12 protein-coding genes are annotated in these 18,403 nt (G+C 46.4%); 2 read left to right on the plus strand and 10 right to left on the minus strand.

The genetic code is table 11. The annotated features are described in order from the left end of the window. Positions 1-62: 62 nt before the first annotated feature. On the minus strand, positions 63-815 hold the full coding sequence (locus R7E29_RS03455; RefSeq protein ID WP_054577141.1) for a pseudouridine synthase: 753 nt from the start codon (positions 813-815) through the stop codon (positions 63-65). 342 nt (positions 816-1,157) lie between these two features. On the opposite strand from R7E29_RS03455, the gene R7E29_RS03460 reads away from it, so the two are divergent. Continuing rightward, positions 1,158-2,423 (plus strand): NRAMP family divalent metal transporter, encoded by a 1,266-nt coding sequence (locus R7E29_RS03460; protein WP_005381130.1) that lies wholly within the window; start codon positions 1,158-1,160, stop codon positions 2,421-2,423. A 109-nt stretch (positions 2,424-2,532) separates the two neighbouring features. On the opposite strand, the gene rapA is transcribed toward R7E29_RS03460, so the two are convergent. Next, positions 2,533-5,442 (minus strand): RNA polymerase-associated protein RapA, encoded by a 2,910-nt coding sequence (rapA, locus tag R7E29_RS03465; RefSeq protein WP_005381132.1) that lies wholly within the window; start codon positions 5,440-5,442, stop codon positions 2,533-2,535. Positions 5,443-6,003: 561 nt separating this feature from the next. On the opposite strand from rapA, the gene R7E29_RS03470 reads away from it, so the two are divergent. Then, entirely contained in the window at positions 6,004-7,380 is a 1,377-nt protein-coding gene (locus R7E29_RS03470) for a PhoH family protein (protein WP_005381133.1), read from the plus strand. A 66-nt stretch (positions 7,381-7,446) separates the two neighbouring features. Here R7E29_RS03470 and tldD read toward each other — a convergent pair whose 3' ends face one another. From tldD to R7E29_RS03510, 8 genes are all read right to left on the minus strand, one after another. Then, complete coding sequence (gene tldD / locus R7E29_RS03475) at positions 7,447-8,892, minus strand: metalloprotease TldD (protein WP_005381134.1); 1,446 nt, start codon at positions 8,890-8,892, stop codon at positions 7,447-7,449. A gap of 11 nt (positions 8,893-8,903) precedes the next feature. Beyond that, the gene (locus tag R7E29_RS03480) at positions 8,904-9,725 is read right to left on the minus strand and encodes a carbon-nitrogen hydrolase family protein (protein WP_005381136.1); all 822 of its coding nucleotides are present in this window, start codon (positions 9,723-9,725) and stop codon (positions 8,904-8,906) included. Between the two features lie 33 nt (positions 9,726-9,758). Beyond that, positions 9,759-13,640 carry a YhdP family protein gene (locus R7E29_RS03485; protein WP_017636191.1) on the minus strand — a complete coding sequence of 1,294 codons (3,882 nt, stop codon included), beginning with the start codon at positions 13,638-13,640 and terminating at the stop codon, positions 9,759-9,761. Between the two features lie 12 nt (positions 13,641-13,652). Further along, the gene (gene rng / locus R7E29_RS03490; protein WP_005381138.1) at positions 13,653-15,122 is read right to left on the minus strand and encodes a ribonuclease G; all 1,470 of its coding nucleotides are present in this window, start codon (positions 15,120-15,122) and stop codon (positions 13,653-13,655) included. Positions 15,123-15,140: 18 nt separating this feature from the next. Then, entirely contained in the window at positions 15,141-15,710 is a 570-nt protein-coding gene (locus tag R7E29_RS03495; protein ID WP_005381139.1) for a Maf family protein, read from the minus strand. Between the two features lie 4 nt (positions 15,711-15,714). Continuing rightward, on the minus strand, positions 15,715-16,203 hold the full coding sequence (gene mreD / locus R7E29_RS03500) for a rod shape-determining protein MreD (RefSeq protein ID WP_005381141.1): 489 nt from the start codon (positions 16,201-16,203) through the stop codon (positions 15,715-15,717). Then, complete coding sequence (mreC, locus tag R7E29_RS03505; protein ID WP_005381142.1) at positions 16,193-17,089, minus strand: rod shape-determining protein MreC; 897 nt, start codon at positions 17,087-17,089, stop codon at positions 16,193-16,195. The genes mreD and mreC overlap by 11 nt, the downstream gene beginning before the upstream one ends. Before the next feature lie 150 nt (positions 17,090-17,239). Then, complete coding sequence (locus tag R7E29_RS03510) at positions 17,240-18,283, minus strand: rod shape-determining protein (protein WP_005381144.1); 1,044 nt, start codon at positions 18,281-18,283, stop codon at positions 17,240-17,242. Positions 18,284-18,403: the final 120 nt, after the last annotated feature.

Here is an 18,403-nt window from a genome sequence, read left to right on the forward strand (position 1 = left end):
CACAGTAACGAAATAGCCAAAAATAGCGAACTAGAAAGAACCGCTGTTGAGTGCAATTGGCATTAAGGGTGTGGCAACGTTTTATAATCAGGCAATGTACGCTCTGGCGAAAAATAGTTAAAGATCATCGCCTCGGCTTCAGGATAAAAGTCACAGGGTACAAAAATACTGCTCAACTGTTCTGTGACTGGGTGATAAAAACTTAACTCCGCAGCGTGCAACTCTAAACGCTCTGAAAACTGATACGCCTCTTCAGTTGCATAAAACTCATCACCAATAATCGCATGACCAATCGCCATCAAATGCACGCGTAACTGATGCGATCGACCAGTAATGGGCAGTAGTCGCACAACGGTCGTATGGGTGCCATCAGGGTGCACTTCACGCTTCACTACTTGGAATAAAGTTTGAGATGGTTTGCCGTCGTCAAAACATACTTTTTGTCGTGGACGATTTGGCCAATCACAAATTAATGGAAGATCAATATTCCCTTCTTGCGGCTCAACATGCCCCCAAACACGTGCGTAATACACCTTGTGAGTGAGGCGATATTGGAACTGCTTTTTTAATGCTCGCTCCGCGGGTTTGTTTTTCGCCAGCAACATCAACCCTGATGTCGACATATCCAAGCGATGCACAACTTGAATTTCTGGATGCAACTCTTTGAGGCGGCTCCACATGCTGTCGTAATGCTCTGCAAGGCGGCCAGGGACAGACAGCAGCCCTGATGGCTTATTCACTGCCAGAATGTCGTCATCCTCAAAAACGATATCAACCCAAGGGTCGGTGGGAGGGGTATATTCAAGCATTGCCATGGGAGATCTCTACAAAATAAAAACGCCGCGATTATATACCCAAATAGCACCCAGATGCAGGATTCTGAAGAAAAGTTCAACCCAATAAAACAAAGTCAATCCTTTAGCATAAAAACTAAAAATAGCACGTTGTAAATTTAGTTTGACAACAAGACGCATAACTGAATAGAGTGCTAGATGCACACAGCATGGTATTCGCAAAGAATACTTAAAATAAATACACCAAAACACAGCATTTAAAAGACATTACCGTTGCGCAGTATAGGGCGATCGCTCAGCTTGTCATGTACTGCGGTATGTATCTCTTTAGAAAGATACATAAGATAAAAAGGACAATCAGCAATGGACTCCGCCGTTATAGATAAACCCCAATCCAAACTTTCCTTATTTTTTCGTTCGCTAGGCCCCGGCATATTAATGGCATCTGCTGCGGTCGGTGGCTCTCACCTCGTGGCATCAACCAAGGCTGGTGCGATTTATGGTTGGCAATTGGCTGCACTGATTCTGCTCGTAAACCTGTTTAAATACCCTTTTTTCCGAGCGGGCGTACAGTACACCATGGGGACAGGGCTCACCTTGGTTGAGGGCTACGCGAAATTAGGTCGGCCTTATCTATGGCTATTTCTATTTCTTAGCGTGGTATCGGCCGTCATCAATACCGCCGCTTTGTTGATGTTTAGCGCTAGCTTGCTGGGCTACTTCATTCCGTTTTCACTATCAATGGCATCACTCAGCATCATTGTGATTGTCACCTGCCTGATCATATTATTTGCTGGCCATTACAAAGCGCTCGATACGCTATCTAAGGTGATCATGTCGGTGTTAACCATCGCGACTTTACTCGCTGTTTCTATCGCCTTTGGTAACCCTGTTGAGCAAGTAGCCAACTTCGAGCCGCCGTCACCTTGGTCTATTGCGGCTATTGGTTTTATCGTTGTGACAATGGGGTGGATGCCTGCACCGATAGAGATCTCCTGTTTAACCTCAGCATGGCTAAAACGCCAATCAAGCCAGCAAGAAGTAACATACCGCTCTGCTCTATTTGACTTTAATGTCGGTTATATTGGCACGGCGTTTCTTGCCATTATCTTTGTATCGCTAGGCTCTTTGATGCTTTATGGATCTGGCGTTGCGCTTGAAAGCTCTGGTGTTGGCTTCTCCCACCAATTGGTTGGCTTATATGCGGCAACGATTGGCGAATGGTCTCGTTACTTGATCGCGGTAATTGCGTTTTTCTGTATCTTTGGCAGCACGATTACCGTTATTGATGGCTACTCGCGCGTTATTTCGGATTCTCAACGCCTACTGCGCTCGCAACCAGACACTAACCCTAAAACCACTTCAGCGATCATGCTGGTAGTCTCCTTACTTGCATTGGGTATTGTGGTTTTCTGGGCTTCTGCGTTATTGCCTATGCTGAACTTTGCGATGATCCTCGCCTTTATGACCACGCCATTCTTTGCTCTGCTAAATTACACCTTAGTGAGCAAAACTGAGTTACCTGAGCCTTTGGCTGTTGGACCTAAACTAAAGTGGTTGTCGATTGCAGGCCTGATTTACTTGTTTGGCTTCTTGGCTGTATTTATCTGGTGGAAGTGGTTGATGTAAATGAGATAGCTATCAGTGATTAATGCATTCCGCATAAAGAAACTAAACCGTAAATAAAGAAAAAGGTCTTCAACTGAAGACCTTTTTTTAATGAGCAATAAATACTTACTTAGTTGTGGCTCACCACAATCAAACGCAGCGAGTCGAGCTGAACCTGAGCTTGGTTGATATAACCAGTAAGCTCTTTAATTTGTGCGTCGATAGCTTCAATTTCTTCGTCACGAATATTTGGGTTCACCGCTTTCAGTGCTTGCAAACGCTCAAGCTCTGCATTCAAACTGTGCTGCATATCTTGATGAGCTTGTTTGCGTACTTCTTCGACCTTCTCTTCAATAAGAACATCACCGGCTTCAATTAAGCGGTGTACGTCTTTCTGTACCGACGTAACCAACTTGCTACCTAAGTGACGGTTTACAGGGCTGAGTTGGCGGTTAAAGCTTTCAAACTCCACTTGAGCAGACAAATCATTACCACGCGAGTCCATCATTAAACGGATTGGCGTTTTCGGTAAGAAGCGCGCGATACCACTGCGTTTTGGCGCTTGCGCATCTACCGCGTAAATCAACTCAAGAAGAATAGTCCCGACTGGTAACGCTTTGTTTTTCAATAGAGATACCGCAGACGTCCCCACCCCTTCACTCATAAGAAGATCGATACCACCCTGGATCATTGGGTGTTCCCAACTGATAAAGTGCATATCTTCACGAGATAACGCTGTATCACGATCAAACGTGATCGTCGCTCCTTCGTATGGCAGACCTGGGTAGCTTGGCACCATCATGTGCTCAGATGGGGTCACAATCAGGGCGTTTTCACCTTTATCGTCTTGATTCAAGCCAATCGTGTCAAAAAGAGAAAGTGCGAAGGTGACCAGATTGGTATCGCCGTCGGTTGATTCAATTTTCTCAACGATTTGTTGTGCTTTTTCCCCGCCATTTGAATGCATTTCTAATAGGCGATCACGGCCTTGCTCCAATTGGGATTTCAGCTCTTTATTCATTTTTGCTGACGCTTCAATGATCTCATCTAGCGTGCTGGTATCACCAGAGGCAAGAATTTCAATCAGATCATCGGAGTACTTATCGTAAACAGCACGGCCTGTTGGGCAGGTTTCCGCAAAAGCGTTCAGGCCTTCATCGAACCAACGTGCTAGGATCGCTTGCGATGTGCCTTTCAAGTAAGGAACATGAATGTCGATATCGCGATTTTGACCGATACGGTCCAAACGACCAATACGTTGCTCAAGCAAGTCTGGGTTGAATGGCAAGTCGAACATGACAAGTTGGTTGGCAAACTGGAAGTTACGACCTTCAGAGCCGATTTCGCTACAGATAAGAACTTGTGCTCCACCTTCTTCTTGCGCAAAGTAAGCCGCCGCTTTGTCACGTTCAAGAATCGACATACCTTCGTGGAAAACGGTGGCGCGGATACCTTCACGCTCACGCAGTGCTTGCTCCAATTGCAGTGCGGTACTCGCACGAGAAGCAATCACGAGGATTTTCTCGCTGCGCTTCTCTTTTACTTTTTCAAGCAACCAATTCACACGCGAGTCAAACTGCCACCAGCTCGCGTCATCGCCTTCAAATTCTTGGAAAATTTCTTCCGGGTAAAGGTTCTTCATCGCACGTGCTTCAGAACTCATCTTACCGCCAATCATCCCAGCAACACGCATTGATGTAGTGTATTGCGGTGGAATATCCATTGGCATCAGATGCACGTTACGCTTAGGGAAGCCTTTGATGGCCGCGCGCGTGTTACGGAACAGAACACGCCCTGTACCATGACGATCCATCAAGTTATCGATCAGCTCTTGGCGTGCCGACGCTTTAGCTTCTTCGTCCGCTTCACTTTCGATAATGCGGAAAAGTGGTTCTACGTCTTGTTCAGACAACAACTCAGTGATCTGGTTTTTTGCTTCATTAGGTAGCTTTTCACCGGAAAAGAGTGAAGTAATCGCATCTGCTACGGGTGCGTATTGCTCTTCTTCCTCAACGAATGCTTCGTAATCATAGAAGCGGTCTGGATCCAACAAACGCAGACGAGCAAAGTGACTCTCACGACCAAGCTGCTCTGGCGTTGCAGTCAGTAGCAACACACCTGGAGTACGTTCAGCCAAGCCTTCTACCACTTGGTATTCACGGCTCGGTTTATCTTGGCTCCATTCAAGGTGATGCGCTTCATCGACAACCAGTAGGTCCCATTCACCTTCCAGTGCTTGTTCAAAACGCTTGCGGCTCTTGCGTAGGAAATCCAAAGAACACAGCACATATTGCTGAGTATCAAATGGGTTTTCTGCATCCGCAAACGCTTCGATACAGCGCTCTTCGTCAAAGATAGAGAAATGCAGATTGAAACGACGCATCATCTCAACCAGCCATTGATGCTGCAGTGTTTCAGGCACCACAATCAAAATGCGTTCGGCACGACCAGACAGAACTTGTTGGTGGATGATCATGCCCGCTTCGATGGTTTTACCCAAACCTACCTCATCCGCCAACAAGACGCGTGGCGCGTGACGACGGCCAACTTCGTGCGCGATGTAAAGCTGATGAGGGATCAAACCTGCACGCATACCACATAGGCCACGCATTGGGCTCTTATGCTGCTCAAACTGGTTGGTTAGCGCACGGTAACGCAGAACAAAGTTGTCCATACGGTCGATTTGACCGGCGTACAACTTATCTTGAGGTTTGTTAAAACGAATTTGGTTGCTAAGGAAAATCTCACGCAGAACAACAGCGGTTTCTTGCGTGTCTTCACGAGTACCGAAATAGGTGTAAAGACCTTCATCTTCCAGTACTTCTTCTACTTTTAGAGACCAACCTTCTTGGCAATCGATGACATCCCCAACATTAAAGGTGACTCGGGTAACAGGTGCATCGTTACGTGCGTAAACTCGGTTTTCCTCTGACGCTGCAAACATCAATGTCACAGTACGAGCATCCATTGCTACAACGGTACCTAAACCTAAATCGCTTTCCGTATCGCTAATCCAGCGCTGCCCCAAAGCAAATGTCATGAATTGACTACCTCGTTATTAGTTCTTGATTCGTGTTTCTTGTTGGTCTACTCATGCCCGTGGGCATGGATAATAGTTTAGATCTGATTCTGGCTTCTGCTATGCCGATAGCATTCGTCATTTCAGTATGAACTGAGTATTTTTTAAGCCAGCTCAACATGATAAATCGGACGTAGCCTATACGCAGAAAAAGGTCGCTAATCTTACTTGAAGCTGTGATTTAGGTCACGCCGAAACCGCACCAAGCAGAAACTTTTTTTCCCAAACTCTAAATGCAATCAAATTGTAAAATACTCATGCCAATTATTAAGTTGTAGAACGTAAATATTACGTATACTTCTAATGAGGGGCGTTTAAAACCATTGCATATGATTTAAGCGCGTTAGTACACGATTAGGATCAACACGGGTTTGCAGTAAGTTGTCTTGCTACTCGGTTGCACACTAGCCGACATCAGCCCGACAACCTCTATTGCAAGCAATCAGAGTTAGGTCACTTCACACCTATTTGGAAACGACCTAACAACTCGCATGCAGAGCCGTACTACGGCAAGGAGACGCTATGGGCGATACCGATCGGAAACTGTTTGTACTCGATACCAACATTCTTCTTCATGAACCCTTTGCCATCTTCTCTTTCCAAGAACACGATGTCGTTATCCCCATGACCGTGTTGGAAGAACTCGACCGAATCAAAGACAGTAAGCGCGACGTTGCAAGAGATGCGCGCGTGGCTATTCGCACCTTGGAAGATTTGTTTAAAGAAGCAACGCCAGATGAAATCTCTGAAGGCATTCCTGTTTCTAAAGACAACCCCGACCAAGGTACTATTTCCATTTTGGCGGATTTTGAACTGCAGGAAACTGTCAAAGCCTTCGCCGACAAAGCCGGTGACAACCGTATTCTCAACGCGGTGCTTTATCTGCAAAATAAACGTGCACCACGTGAAGTGGTACTGATCACGAAAGACATCAACATGCGTCTGCGAGCCAAAGGGGCTGGTGTACGCTTTGTTGAGGACTATAGAACCGACCAACTGATTGACGACATTCAATACCTAACCAAAGGCTTTCAATTGCGTGAAGGTGATTTCTGGAGCGGTATTGAGGAAGTAGAAAGCTATGCTCTGGGCGGAAAAACTTACCACAAACTCAGTCGCGAACCCTTCGACCCAACCTTTATCAACCAATACGTTATTGATGAAGACAGTGACTTTGCTGGTCGCGTAGAAACCATCAATGAAGACAAGCTAACGCTTCTCGACCTGAGCCGCGAACGTCTAATGCATCGTAAGGCTTGGGACATCACACCTAAAAATATCTACCAGGGAATGGCGTTAGATGCCTTACTCGATCCAGAAATTGACTTGGTGATTCTAACGGGTGCGGCGGGTAGTGGTAAGACATTACTGGCAATGGCAGCAGCATTGGAGCAAACCATTGAAAAAAGCATGTTCGATAAAATTATCGTAACACGTAACACGCCAGATATCGGTGAATCCATCGGCTTCTTACCCGGCTCCGAAGAGGAGAAAATGATGCCGTGGTTAGCGGCGGTGACCGATACCTTGGAAGCACTACATAAACACGATCACTGCACTGAAGGCTCATTGAAGTACATCTGCGATAAAGCCAACATTCAATTTAAATCGATCAACTTTATGCGTGGCCGTTCGATTCAAAATGCGTTTGTACTGCTTGATGAGTGTCAAAACCTCACTGCATCACAAATCAAAACCATCATTACCCGCTGTGGCGAAGGAACCAAAATCGTCTGCTCCGGTAACTTGGCGCAGATTGACTCTCATTACCTCACCCCAGTGACATCAGGATTGACGTACATGGTTGAGCGCTTCAAGAACTTTGAAGGCAGCGCAAATATTCACCTCAACGGCGTGGTTCGTAGCCGCTTGGCGGAATTTGCTGAAGAAAACCTGTAATTGACACCGACTCACAAAGCAAAAGAGCGCTCTAATGAGCGCTCTTTTTATAACGATTCGACTGAGTTACTCCGTGCCACCCACTGTCAGTGAGTCCAGCTTCAAGGTCGGCTGACCAACACCAACTGGCACACTTTGACCTGCTTTACCACATACGCCAACGCCCTTGTCGATACTTAGGTCGTTACCGACCATAGACACTTGCTGCATTGCTTCGATACCTGAGCCAATCAACGTCGCACCTTTAACAGGGCGCGTAATTTTACCGTTTTCAATCAAGTACGCTTCCGATGCAGAGAACACAAACTTACCCGAAGTAATGTCCACCTGGCCGCCACCAAAGTTTGGCGCATACAACCCTTTCTCGACCGTCGAGATAATTTCTTCTGGCGTATGTTCACCTGGAAGCATGTAGGTGTTGGTCATACGAGGCATTGGCAAGTGTGCATACGATTCACGACGACCGTTACCCGTTGGATTTACACCCATTAGCCGCGCGTTTAGCTTGTCTTGCATATAGCCTTTCAGCACACCATTCTCGATAAGCGTGTTGTACTGACCGTTTACCCCTTCATCATCCACATTCAGTGAACCACGAAGGTCTTTTAACGTGCCATCATCGACGATGGTACACAACGAAGACGTCACTTGTTGACCCATTTTGCCAGAGAAAACCGAAGATTCCTTCCGGTTAAAGTCACCTTCTAGGCCATGACCTACCGCTTCGTGTAGCAACACGCCAGGCCAGCCAGAACCCAATACCACTGGCATCATGCCAGCTGGTGCGGCTTCTGCTTCAAGGTTGATTAACGCCATGCGAATCGCTTCGTCTGCGTAATGAAAAGCTTGTTTCACACCATTGCTTTCCGTTAAAAAGAAATCGTAACCGAAACGGCCGCCGCCACCAGCACTACCGCGTTCACGTCGTTCACCTTTTTGTGCGAGCACGCTAATAGACAAACGCACCAAAGGACGAATATCGCCTGCATAAGTACCGTCTGTTGCCGCAACAAGCATCTGCTCATGCACACCGCTGATGCTGATCGAAACTTCTTTAATCAATGGTTCTTTAGTGCGGATGTAAGCATCTAGAGATTTGAGTAATTCTGTTTTTTGCTGCTTTTCCCATTCAGCTAGTGGATTCACAGCCGCGTAGTACGCTTGGTTTTCGGTGCGTTTAAACGCTTGGACTTTGCCATTTTGCCCTTGCTGAGCAATACCGCGCGCCGCCATTGCACTCTGCTTCAGGCCTTCAGGCTGGATTTGATCAGAGTAGGCAAAGCCTGTTTTCTCGCCAGTTACTGCACGGACACCAACACCACAATCAATGTTAAAAGAGCCATCTTTGATGATGCTGTCTTCTAGAACCAGAGACTCATGCCAGCTGGACTGAAAGTAAATGTCCGCATAATCGATCTGGCGCGTCGCAATGCTGGCAAGCGTGTCAGCAATGTCTTGTTCTGTCAGACCATTTGGGGCAAGGAGTGCCTGTTCTATTTGGTTTGTGCTCATAGTTAGCTCTTTTATTTCCGTCTCAATTCATTTTGAAAGCGACTGTGTTGAGTCAGCGGCATATTCTGCCTTACTTGTTGGCTTTGTGACAAATCTATCTCAGTCACCAATAAACCTACTTCATCCTGAAGCTGTTTATGGATACGTCCCCAAGGGTCAACGACCATTGAGTGTCCCCATGTTTTTCGTCCACATGGATGCGTTCCAGTTTGTCCGCTTGCCAAAATCCAACATTGTGTCTCAATCGCTCTAGCTCGCAATAATACTTCCCAGTGAGCTTGCCCCGTCACAGCGGTAAACGCAGCGGGCACCACAATGATATCCGCCCCTTCTTGACGCAATACTTTATAAAGTTCTGGGAAACGTAAATCATAACAAATACTCAATCCAACACTGCCGATATCAGTTTCCGCAACGACTATTTGATTACCCGCCATAAACGTATCCGACTCACGATAACTACCATAACCATCGGCTACGTCGACATCAAACATATGCAGTTTGTCATAGTGAGCAATGCATTTACCGTGCGGCGGAAATACAAGTGTTGTGGTGGTGACACCTTTTGCGGTTTGAATGGGCATGCTTCCGACAATTAGCGTTAACTGGTTCTTTCTAGCGATTTCACAGAGCCGCTGTTGAATCATGCCACTGCCAAGTGGCTCTGCATGTTGATGATAAGCTTCGCGACTGGAAAATAGCACTGTATTTTCAGGAGTAAGAACAAGTTTGGCACCTTGCTTGCTCGCTAAAGCACACTGTTTTTCAATGAAGTCCAAATTCGCGTTAATATCCGGACCCGAAGTCATTTGAATAATGCCAACACGCTCCATGTGTTTCCTCCCTATTCCATTATATTCGGTGAGTTATTTGGCCTGTTCACGCAGTTTTTCTGGCAGCTTATATTCACCTTTACTTCGCGAAATTTCTTTCACCGTTGGTGAATCTAGTGGGCCTTTCACTTCATAATTGACTTGAGTGAAGACCTCAACCACCGGAGATATCACCGTAGAGATGGCCAAGACATACAAAGCAGTTTGAGGCGCAACGGCAAACGCGGTCAGCATTGGTAGGCCTGATGTGATGTCTGGTGTGAATTTCACTTCCGCATCAACCATTCTGCTGTTCATATTAGCGATGCCGCGGATTTGCATTTCCCCTGCTAACGCATCCATTACGATATCATTGGTGATAAACACACCGTCTTGGATTTTGCCCGTTCCCGTGATCGAGTTGAATGCCATGCCTTTATCGAATACGTCGGTAAAGTCGAGCTGCATCTTACGGATGATAGAATCCAAGCTAAACAAGCCTAACAAGCGTGCCGCACCACTAACTTCACTGATCACGCCTTTACCAAATTCCGTTGAGACGTTTCCTTGCAAGGTTTGTGTCTTCATTGACCAAGGTGCGCCGTCCCATTCCATATTGGCATTGATCTCAAATGGTGCTTGTTGAATGCCTGATGTAATACCAAAGCGCTCCATAAGATCGGTGTTGTTATCACCTTTCATTTTCATGGTTAAGTTGGAATGACTACTCTCTTTCGTCAGGTCCCACCAACCACTCATATCAATGCGGTTTTTGCCGCTACTAAAGGTGATATTTTTCCACTCCAAGCGGTTCTGGCGACGCTGCAAATCAACATTCACTTTGCCCACTTTGTAGCCTTGCAGCCAAAAATCATCAATGTTCAAAGTTAAGTTTGGCATCTCAGCGTGAAACTTGCGGTCAAAATTGGTAATCAAAGGTGCGTTTTGATCTTCACTCGCAAAGATTGAGCTGCGCTCTTTGGTCATCTCTTCAAACCCTGGGATGTACAGATGCAAGTGCTCTAAAGAGACCGATAGATCATAGGGTTTCAGATAGTTAGCTTTCCCTTTAACCTCTTGACTGTCCACATCGAGTTGCCAACTCAAATTTTTCTTGCTTGCTGAAAAATCCACATCATGAAACTCAATCCCACCGAGCTGTAAGTTTGGCGTTTCAACTTCAATGCGTGTCGGCAATGGAATGGTCGGCGTTTTCATGCTTGCCAAAACAGACGATGAAGGCTTGCTCTCAGAGACCTGCGCAAGCTCCGCCCATTGGTCTAAATTCAGTTCTTCGACACGCACCGAAGCATCGTACCCGACAATAGGACTAATCCGGAAGCCACCTTTGCCAACCATTAAATGAGTCGCAGTCAGAACCGGGACATCGCCAGCGATATCTATCTCAGTTTGATACTTCACATTTGGGATCTGTAGTCGTGCTGAAATACTCTCTTGGTTGCCGGATGCTTGCAGTTTCGCTTGCCCAGACTCACCAATTTTTTTCGCTAAAGGATAAGGATATTGACTAGCCAGACGATTTAGCTGCGCCAGCACTTCAAGCTGATAAGTGAAACCAACATCATTGAGTTGCAAGTCAATATCCATTTGCCACGGCGCATGGCCAGAAACAAGGTTTAACCAACGCTCACCGACATAGGGTTTGAGCGGTTCGACATCCCAATCTCCTAGTGTATTAATTGTCACGTTGTAGCCTTGCTCCGCACTCTCTCCATGGAAATCAAGAGAGATAGGCTGTTGTAATAATTCGGCCGACAAACCCGATGTGGTAACCACATCATTGTCGAAGGTGATACGTCCTGTGGCGTTTTCAAGCGTCATTGGCGGCGCTTCAATATCAACACGATTTTCTGTTAAATCGGCATAACCCCAAGCGCGAGAGTCTTTCTCAAAATCAAACGGTATGTTGAGTTGAAACTCAGAGTAAACGGGCCCACTCACTTGCAGCGCTGTCAATGCGGCACCGACTGAATCCACTAATGGCGTCGCCATCATGTAGTCACGGACTTCATTACCCGGCGCGCTTGCTTTCGCTTCAATCTCGATGTGTCCACCTTCTGCCAACTCAGGGATTCGCCCAGTGATACGCTTGGCATGAACGCCATTTAGTGTGGCTGATTTTGAATCCAAATACATGGCATCATTTTCAAACAGCAAGTCTAGCTGCAAATCCGTGATGGTTGGCCATGCCGTATCAAAGCTAAATTTCGCGTCTTTTAATCCAACCCAAGCTTGGAACATGCCATTATGTTCTTTGTAAGGAAAATCACCTAACTCGCCATACCACAACAATTTCGCTGTGTTCACTTTACCGCCCTGAATCGCGGTCGAAAGATAGTCGGTCAAGTCTTGTCCAAGTGCCAGAGTCGGTAGATAGCGCCATGTCTCACCCGCGTTGTAGAGATCCGCTTCGGCATAGAACGATAAAAATGGGCTTTGTTCTTTTGGAAAATCAAGACGGAATGCCCCCAAGACTTGAAGATCAGGCGTTGCTGCCGTCACTTTATCCGCCCACAAACGCCAACCCGCATCATCTTGCTGCCAGATAATATCGACTTCACCTTGTTTGATATTCAGCGGAGCTTGGAATACATCGCCGTACGGAAAGACATCATCAATGACGGTGACTTTTGCTTTAGCTTGATTCACATCCCCCGATACGCTGCCCTGTACGTGATGAAACCCGGGTAGGAGCTCCCATTGTGTCATCGCGAGTTCATCCAGTTCAGCCGAGTAGCGTAAGGTGTCTAAACCACCGTTCATTGACAATCGGACATCTTCGACCCGACCTTTCGGTGCTAGTTTGTTAATAAGGTCACTGGTCGACTCTGACTCTGGAGCCAGCTTGATGAGCGGAATGAGTGCTTCTATGTCGAGTTGAGAGAGATTAAGCATCCAGCCGTTTGGTTGCCAATCAAACGCGACGTCTAGCTCTGGCCAAGGGGTATTATCGGTTCTGATCTGAAGTGAGTGACCATTTACTTTCCAGCCTTGTTTATCTGGTCGAAGATTGAAAATTCCAGACTCAATAAACAGCTCATGATGTCCATCTTCATTCCACACCAACTCGGAAGGCAGCAATTCAACATAAGCATCATGCGGTTGGCTATGTTTGAGCGTTAGCCAAGTATTTAAGCTGACTTTACCCGACTCTGCTCCTGACTCTTCTTGCATGTAAGTGGTCAGCCAAGGTGTGACCGAGACATCTTGAGCACTCACGTAAAACTCACCAGATACATCGCGCAACGAGCCATGATCTTTAAAGTTAGCGCTTACTAACAATGAGTTCAGGCGAACATCGGCAATGCTAACCGTGCCTTCGGCTACGTGACGTTTCCCTTGATTGCTCCAACGAAGCTGCTCAATATCTAAACGGCGAGTTTCACCAGACACCGACTTATACCAAATCCGTGAATCGCTAATAGTGAAGTCTTCGAACTGACGTAAAAGAAGTGAGTCGAGTTGGTCAATGAGTTTCACTTCGCTCTTATCCACTTCAGGCTTCGGATCTTGACGATGAGAAGTCGGCAGAATGTCTACCGTGTGAATGTCTAAAGCGAGGTTATGAATGGTAAGGTCTGCAACTACAGGTTTAAGTTGAAAAAGAGATTGAATAAGGTCGAACTCAATTTGGACTTCTTCAACAGCGAAGCGTGCATCTTGCACGTTTGGTAGATTTGCCTCTAAACCCAGTAACGCAATTGAGGGATGATTATTGCGCCACGTCCCTGCGACATTAGCAATAGAAACGTCAAAACCTGTGCCTTGTTTGACCCAGGTTTTGATCTCATCTTGGAAATGGTTAAGTTGCGGCAGTGTGACGCGAAGCGTGGTTACTAATATGGCTAATAACACCAATACAGTAACTAAACTCCACGCACAAAAACGCCCAAAACGGTTAACACCAGAATTCACAAATGTTCCAAATTACATCATTACGACGTCAAACTGTTCCTGAATGTACAGGGGTTCAGCCTGAACTCGCACTTGCTTGCCAATAAATACTTCGAGCTCTGCCAACGCATGAGACTCATCGCCCAATAGCGCTTCAGCAACAAACGGCGATGCGTACACGACAAAATTATCGGCGTCGTAAGCACGGTTCACACGAGTAATCTCGCGTAATATCTCAAAGCATACGGTTTCGACCGTTTTCACGCTGCCACGGCCTTCACAAGTAGGACAGCCAGAACACAAGATATGTTCAATACTTTCTCGTGTGCGCTTGCGCGTCATTTCAACTAAGCCAAGCTGGGTAAAGCCGTTGATGTTGGTTTTTACTCGGTCTTTCGCCAGCGCCGTTTCCAGTGAGGTAAGTACTCGCTGACGATGCTCTTCGGATGCCATATCGATAAAATCAATAATGATGATACCGCCGAGGTTACGTAAACGTAGCTGACGCGCAATAGCTTGCGTTGCCTCTATATTGGTATTGAAGATAGTCTCTTCGAGATTACGACGGCCAACAAATGCACCCGTGTTGATGTCGATGGTGGTCATGGCTTCGGTTTGATCGATGATCAAATAGCCGCCCGATTTTAGCTCGACCTTGCGCTCTAAAGAACGCTGAATTTCGTTTTCGGTGTCGTACATGTCAAAGATTGGCTTGTCACCTTCGTAAAGCTCAAGCTTATCTGTTAACTCCGGTACATACTCAGAAGTGAATTCTTTCAGGTTCTCGTATTCAAGGCGGGAGTCGACCATGATCTTATCGAGCTCTGTGCCAACAAAGTCACGCAGAATGCGTTGAGCTAAGCCGAGTTCACCGTAAAGTGTTGAACGCGTTTTGTATTTTGAGCGACGCTCCATGACTTTTAGCCACAAACGCTTTAGAAATGCCGCATCTTGAGATAGCTCTTTTTCATCAGCGCCTTCTGCCGCGGTACGAATGATAAAACCACCGTGCTCATCGCAGTAATGGTTCACCACCTTTTTCAAACGCTCGCGCTCTTTTTCACTTTCAATACGCTGCGAAACACCGACATGGCTGGCCCCCGGCATAAAAACAAGATAACGCGAAGGTAAGGTGATATCCGTCGTTAAACGCGCACCTTTTGTGCCGAGCGGATCTTTGACCACTTGCACAACAATGTCTTGTCCCTGGCGTACCAGCTCAGAGATATCACGGACTTGAAACTGCTGTTTTTCGTTTTCTGCCACACATTCGGTATGAGGAACAATATCTGACGCATGTAAAAACGCCGCTTTATCTAAACCAATGTCGACGAAAGCCGCCTGCATACCTGGTAACACTCGGCTTACTTTGCCTTTGTATATATTGCCCACAATACCGCGACGCGATTCGCGCTCGATATGTATTTCTTGTAGTACTCCACCTTCAATCATGGCCACACGAGTTTCACTCGGGGTCACGTTAAGCAGCAATTCTGCACTCATGTGCACACCTCAAAACAATTATAAAAATTCTTGAATTAGCTGATCGGTTTCGAACAAAGGTAAGCCTACTACAGCGTGATAACTGCCTTCGATTCGGGTGACAAATCGCCCTCCGAGTCCCTGAATACCATAACTTCCAGCTTTATCGCATGGCTCTCCTGACTGCCAATATTGTTCGATTTCTTCGTGAGTCAGTGGTTTGAACCACACGTCAGTGGTAACGACCACTGAATGTTGTTGTTCCGATGATACAACGCTCACCGCAGTCATCACTTGATGACGACGACCCGATAAGTCAGTAAGCATACGCTTTGAATCTTCAAAACTTTTTGGTTTTTCTAGCACACGGTCATCGCATACTACGACCGTATCAGAGCCCAATACAACGGAATCAGGCTTAGCCAACGCTAAGCCTGCCTGAGCTTTTTCCAAAGAAAGACGCAACACGTAATCTCGTGCTTGCTCATGAGCCTGTTTGGCTTCCTCAATATCAGGCAATACGATCTCAAAATCATAACCCAGTTGAGCAAGCAGCTCTTTTCTTCTCGGAGAACCCGATGCGAGAACGAGAGATAAGCTTTTCTTCACCGCTTTACCTTACGTGCCATGCACGACGAACTCGTCGCATTAATAAAAACATCCATGGCCAAAGTATACAGTTTATTGCCGCCGTCCACAGAGATAATGGATTAAATACTACGTCCTGGTTCAAATATTCCCCACAGAATATCAAAACTTCCAATAACGCAGTAAAAAAGGCAATTAAAATCGACTGTTGCCACAATGCCATGTTGCGAATCAACAGGAAATTCAGCGCCACAAGGTAGATAACGATCGACATCATCATGCCACGAATTCCAAGCGTTGAGCCGATCAAGATATCCCACAATAAGCCCAACACTAGCGCAGTTCCGACGTTCACTCGGTGCGGTAGTGCCAACACCCAATAACACGTGACAAGGAACAACCATGACGGACGTAACACATCTAACACACCTGGCCATGGAATGGTTTGCAGTACCAGCGCAACGAAGAAACTGACGCCAATCACCATTCGGCTACTCAATACATTATTGGCCATCGGTTACCTCTTGTTCTTGCTCTAACCCTTCATCTACATTGGACCGCAGTACTTTGTGTTGACGGTCTTCATTCGGCCAAATCAGCAGTAGGTAGCGTAAGCGATCAAACTCCACAACCGGCTCAGCCTTGATTGAGGCGAACTCTTGACGCGTATCGTGATCCACATTGGTAACCGTCGCGACTGGATATCCTTCAGGGTAAATACCACCTAAACCGGATGTCACCAATAAATCACCAACCTGAATATCTGTGCTGGTTGGAATGTGCTCCAGTTGGATTTCATCCATTTCACCATTGCCCGATGCGATCACTCGGATATCATTGCGGATCACCTGGACAGGAATTGCATTTTTCGCGTCCGTTAGCAGCAGAACACGTGCGTTGTGCGCTGCGACAAACGTGACCTGACCAACGATGCCTTTCTCATTGATAACAGGCTGACCAACGTAAACACCATCAATACGGCCTTTATCGATCACCACTTGATGACGATAAGGTGAAGTATCAACCGCCATTACTTCTGTCACGACTTTCTTTTCATCACGGACAAATGAAGATCCTAACAACTTACGTAAGCGTTGGTTTTCTTCTTTATACTGGTCGAGCAAGATAAGCTCGCTTTTCAGACGTAGCACTTCTCGCTTTAAGCTGCGATTGCCTTCAACCAATGCCTGATGAGAATTAAAACGTTCAAATACGCCATCGAACATACTACGAGGTAAATTCGCTGCGTACTGAATCGGTGCAACCATACTGTTTAGTAGGTATCGAACGTTGGAAAACGTATCTAGACGACTATCGGCCAGCATTAAGCTCGCCGACACGATGACAGCAAAAAACAGACGTAATTGCAGAGACGGACCTCTGCCGAAAATCGGTTTCATCTTGTTTTTGACCTGATTGCTTCCATGATTATTGAGCCTTACTTGGCAACCTAAAAATACTTAACTAAATACTTTTAGGTATGGAGCATGTTTGAATTACAGAGAGAGCAGAAATGAAGGTGAAGCCCGACATGAGCTTCACCTAAACCTTTATTCTTCAGAGAACAGATCGCCACCGTGCATGTCGATCATTTCTAGTGCTTTACCGCCACCACGCGCAACACACGTTAGTGGATCTTCCGCGATAACCACAGGAATACCAGTTTCTTCCATTAGTAGACGGTCTAGGTCTTTAAGTAGTGCACCACCACCGGTTAGTACCATACCGTTTTCAGAAATGTCTGAAGCAAGCTCTGGTGGACACTGTTCTAGTGCAACCATGACTGCTGATACGATGCCAGATAGCGGCTCTTGAAGCGCTTCTAGGATCTCGTTTGAGTTCAAGCTAAAGCTGCGTGGCACACCCTCTGCAAGGTTACGACCGCGAACTTCAATCTCTTGAACTTCATCACCAGGGTAAGCAGAACCGATTTCGTGTTTGATCTTTTCAGCCGTTGCTTCACCAATCAAGCTGCCGTAGTTACGACGTACGTAGTTGATCACAGCTTCATCAAAGCGGTCACCACCGATACGTACAGACGATGAGTAAACCACACCGTTTAGAGAGATAACGGCAACTTCAGTTGTACCACCACCGATATCGACCACCATTGAACCTGTCGGCTCAGATACGCGTAAACCAGCACCAATTGCCGCCGCCATTGGCTCGTCGATTAGGTAAACTTCACGCGCACCAGCACCAAGTGCTGATTCACGAATTGCGCGACGTTCAACTTGGGTAGAACCACAAGGAACACAAACAAGAACACGTGGGCTTGGCTTTAGGATGCTGTTATCGTGCACTTGCTTGATAAAGTGCTGAAGCATTTTTTCGGTTACGTAGAAGTCAGCGATTACGCCGTCTTTCATTGGGCGAATAGCGGAAATGTTGCCAGGTGTACGACCAAGCATCTGTTTTGCTGCGTGACCGACTGCAGCAACGCTTTTTGCAGAACCTACACGATCTTGACGAATAGCAACTACAGAAGGTTCATCAAGGACAATTCCTTGCCCTTTTACGTAAATTAGAGTGTTGGCTGTACCTAAATCGATAGATAGATCGTTAGAAAACATGCCACGAAGTTTCTTAAACATACTCTTCGCTCATCCTGCAAAAATATAGAAGACAAAAATTGCTCTAAATGTACCAATGCCTCGCTGTCACAGCAAGGTATTGGTACACAAACATGAGCAGAAAGCCTCAATTTCTTGCAG

The sequence above is a fragment of the Vibrio sp. Vb1729 genome, from assembly GCF_033338655.1.
Classification (GTDB): domain Bacteria; phylum Pseudomonadota; class Gammaproteobacteria; order Enterobacterales; family Vibrionaceae; genus Vibrio; species Vibrio alginolyticus.